Raw genomic sequence first — 3590 nt, 5'->3', positions numbered from 1 at the left:
ATTCCCGGTCGAAGCGGGTTTTGCTTTCCAGGTCTTCGCTTTCGCGTTTCCCTTTCCGGCGAGACCGACTCTATCAGAAGTTTTCCACCGGATTTCCCGGCTTCGGATTCCTGAAGGAGGAGTCGACTGCGCTCCCGACGAATCAGATTCACCGGGTGCGACGATCTTGCTTGTGGGTTGTCGCCGAACTCTTCCGTTCCAGGCAACCGCTACATACTACAACCACTCCTCGACGGGTGTCAAAGGTCCCCGCCCAGCCCCTGGCGGCGCACCATCTCGGTGATCCAGGTGGGCGCGAACGGGGACGTGCAGCCCGGGGAGGTCGGGTAGTCCTTGAGCACCTCCAGGCGCTCACCGATCTCGATGGCGCGGAGACGGTACTCGGCGTGCTCGATCCCGATCTGCGCCAGGCAGTGGTTCATCGCCCACTGCAGGCGGTCCGGGGCGTCCGTCATCTCCGCCTCGATGACGTCGAGCAGTGCTGCGAGGTCAAGGTCCTCGGGCTTCTTCGCCACGCGTTCGGTGGTCAGCGCCCAGCCGGCACTCGCGACCACCGGATCCGGATCGGCGAACCAGGCCAGGCGCAGCTCTTCGGCGTGCGGGTTCTTCTTCACCACGTAGTTCACGAGCCAGTCGTGCACCTTGGGCGTGCGCGCCTCGCGCAGCATGGTGTCCAGCTGGTCGCGCTCGAACGTCTTCGGGCGGCAGATCAGGATCGCCAGCAGTCTCGCCGCGGTGTCACCCGTCTCCCAGAGCCGGAGCGCAAGGTCCTGCTGCGTCTTCAGCCGCTTCGCGACGGCGCGTAGCTTGCCGAGGTTGACGCCGTGGTCGTCGCCGTGTTTCTCGTTCACCGCGCGTGTCTTCGGGTCCTCGAGCTCGGCCAGCTCGGCCATCACCCCGGCCAGCGTCGTCTCGGCCACCTCAGCCTCCCGTTCCTCACGCGCGAGGTTCAGCGTACGACGGGGGCCGGCAACCAGCGGGGCGTCGCCACGTGGCCTCCTACGCGACCCAGCAGTAGATGCGCTGGCTCTGGCGTCGGGCGCTGCCTGCGAGATCAGCCAGATCGAGCACGACCGCGTCGGCGATCTCCGTGTCGATGGACTCGCCGTCCTCCATGCGTAGCTGGGCCCACGACGTGGCCACGGCACGCAGCCTGGAACGATCAGCGTGGGCGAGTGCCGCCGAGAGACGAGCCGAGATCGCGAAGACGACGCACCCCTCATCGTCCTGGCCAGCGATGACGCGAGGCTCCCCTGCCTCGATGAGCTCCTCGAAGCTGGCGCCGACCAGAAGATGTTCCCACTCGACCACGGCCTCCTCCGGATCGAAGTTGCCGAAGGAGAGCGACTCGAATGCCCGTCCCGGCCCGGTCTGGAGGACCCGAGCCGCCGACGCGTCGTCGGGCGCCACGAAGAACTTCACGAGGATGCTCACCCGGGGATCATGGCTGATCGCCGTAGGTTGTGGTCCCGGCACGTTGGTGACGCGGCTGGCGGGTGTTTGGCCACGGATCCCAGTCGGGGAGCGCTTCCATCCGTTCGTTGGTCTGAGGTGTGGGACCGCTGGTAGGCCCCTTCCTCGTGGCGGGCCGCCAGCCGCAGCGACCGATGCGGTGTTCCCGCCGGAGGTGTAGTGCTTCCGTCTCGACCTCGGCTGCCGTCCTTCGCGGTTGGTGGTGGCGCCGGCGGGAGGGCAGTCCTGCTACAACAAGCGCCGGTGGAATGCGCCTGCTCCCGGCCCGCCGTCTCGGCGAGTACGGCCCGTACCCGGAGCGGCTGCGGCAGCAGTTCGAGGGCGTGATCTGGCGGTTCAAGACCGGCGGGCAGTGGGGGGCGATGTCGGCGGACTTCGGCGCGTGGTCGACCGTCTCCAGTTGCTTCGGGCAGTGGCGTGAGGCGGGCGTCTTCGAAGCCCTGCTGGAGGACGCCGTCGCGGAGGCCGCGAGGCGGGGCGACGTGGACTTGTCGCTGGTCATCAGCGTTGATTCCACCTCCGTTCGGGCCCACCACGAAGCTGCCGGGATGCACTTGGGCTCTGACGCCATGGAGGCCCTGGAGAAGGCCGCCGATGAGGCGGAGGAGGCCCGGCGAAAAGGGGCGGCCCGAAAGAACAAGACGGGCAGGACGCCGCAGGTGATCCGGGACGTGAGGGGCGCCGACGTATCCGGCGGCGGCGCAGGCTCCGTCTGAAGGCCGCACTGCCCGGACGCTCCAGAGGCGGCCAGCCCAGCGAGATTCACGTCGCCGGCGACGGCAGGTGCCGTCCGCTGGTGTTCCTGCTGGCCGAGGGGCAGGCTGCCGACAGCCCGCAGTTCATCCCCGTGCTCAAGAAATTACGGGTCCGCGGGCCGGTCGTGCGCCCCCGCACCCGGCCCGACGCGGTCGCCGGGGACAAGGCCTATTCGTCCCGCGGCAACCGCGCCCATCTGCAAAGAGGCCCGCCAGCTACCTCGCCGGCCTCCACCTCCGCGGCGCGGTGATCTGGATCAAAGACCTGAGCGGGCAGGACCACCGTTGATCACGACCGAATACGCCCCCTGGTCTGCACACCCGGCGGCCTGCCCATCGCCTGGGTCCTGGCCCCCGCCAAAGTCGACGGACGCAGGTCCTTGCCGACATGCTCACGGGCGACCAGGACCTGCTGGCCACGCACCCCGGGCAGACGCTGAGCAGGAGCCGGGCTGGGCATGCTCGTTGCGGGCCTCCTCGACGAGGGGCTCGCACTCAGCGGGGCCGGCCTGGAGGGCGGGGACGAGCTGGCGGAACTGCTTCTCGTGCCCTGGGTCGCCTGTACGCGCTGCGGGCGGGTCCTGATGCGAGGGTCCTGCGCGACTGCCCCGCCGCCACGGTGCGGATCAGAGGTTGACCCGCTTGAGGTAGACGCGGCGGCGGTGCGGAACCGCATGGGGTTCGGGTCCTCGTACAGGCTGCCGTCCTTGGGGTCGATGCCCATAGACGCCAGGTCCACCAGGCCGTCCATGACTGCACCCACGAGGCCCTGCGGTGCCGACGGCATATCCCCCATGACCCACAGCCGGGTGGGATCGCATTCCCACGCCCAGCCGTTGTCGCTTTCGACGCCCTCGCCCCGCAGGCTCACAGACCGATTTCCCGCTGCGCCTCGGCGAGGATGCGGCTGCTGGTCTCCATCGCGGCCCGGAACTCCTTCTCAGTGGAGGCGGGGTCACCAGCGATGCGTTCTGCTTCGCGCAGGGCCGCTGCCCGCGCCGGCCAGCGGTGGATCGCGACGTGCGTCGCCCACTTGATCAGGAAGAAACGCAGGGGGTTGATCGCCCCGGTTTCGGCTGCCCGGTCGAAGGCCTCGTTGCATTCCCTGTCGAGCACGGCGAGGCTCGCCATGTCGATCCGCCGAACGGCGTCCCGCAGTGCTTCCCGTGTCATGGCCGGCTGGGGGATGAGCGGGCCGCCGTCTTCCACGTGCTGTGCTGTCATCGACTCCTCCGGGGGAACGCGGCCAGGATACCGAGCGGACCGAGAATCTGCCGGTGAACGCAGAAAAGCCCCGCACCACACCCTGAACGGGCTGGTGCGGGGCTTCCCGCAATGATTGTTCGGCGGCGTCCTACTCTC

Annotated in this window: 3 protein-coding genes and 2 pseudogenes; 1 reads left to right on the top strand and 4 read right to left on the bottom strand. The window is 68.7% G+C overall.

What is annotated here, in order from left to right; translation table 11 throughout:
* Positions 1–239 precede the first annotated feature (239 nt).
* From ACFVGY_RS37690 to ACFVGY_RS37680, 3 genes and pseudogenes are all read right to left on the bottom strand, one after another.
* Positions 240–893, bottom strand: a complete 654-nt coding sequence (locus ACFVGY_RS37690) for a DNA alkylation repair protein (RefSeq protein ID WP_385687087.1) — start codon at positions 891–893, stop codon at positions 240–242.
* Between the two features lie 106 nt (positions 894–999).
* Positions 1000–1434: a hypothetical protein gene (locus ACFVGY_RS37685; RefSeq protein ID WP_385687084.1), complete on the bottom strand. Its 435-nt coding sequence runs from the start codon at positions 1432–1434 to the stop codon at positions 1000–1002.
* A gap of 145 nt (positions 1435–1579) precedes the next feature.
* Positions 1580–1711, bottom strand: a pseudogene (locus ACFVGY_RS37680) (IS481 family transposase); the annotation flags it as partial.
* 10 nt (positions 1712–1721) lie between these two features.
* Between ACFVGY_RS37680 and ACFVGY_RS37675 the strand changes: the two are divergent.
* Positions 1722–2434: pseudogene (locus ACFVGY_RS37675) on the top strand (IS5 family transposase); the annotation flags it as partial.
* A gap of 661 nt (positions 2435–3095) precedes the next feature.
* Here the strand turns inward: ACFVGY_RS37675 and ACFVGY_RS37670 are convergent.
* Positions 3096–3452, bottom strand: coding sequence for a hypothetical protein (locus ACFVGY_RS37670; protein WP_385687081.1), 357 nt, complete (start codon positions 3450–3452; stop codon positions 3096–3098).
* Positions 3453–3590 lie beyond the last annotated feature (138 nt).

The sequence above is a fragment of the Streptomyces sp. NPDC127106 genome (genome assembly GCF_042677605.1).
Lineage (GTDB): Bacteria > Actinomycetota > Actinomycetes > Streptomycetales > Streptomycetaceae > Streptomyces.
The sequence above is the reverse complement of the archived record's forward strand: the minus strand, read 5'-3'. Positions and strand labels throughout refer to the sequence as shown.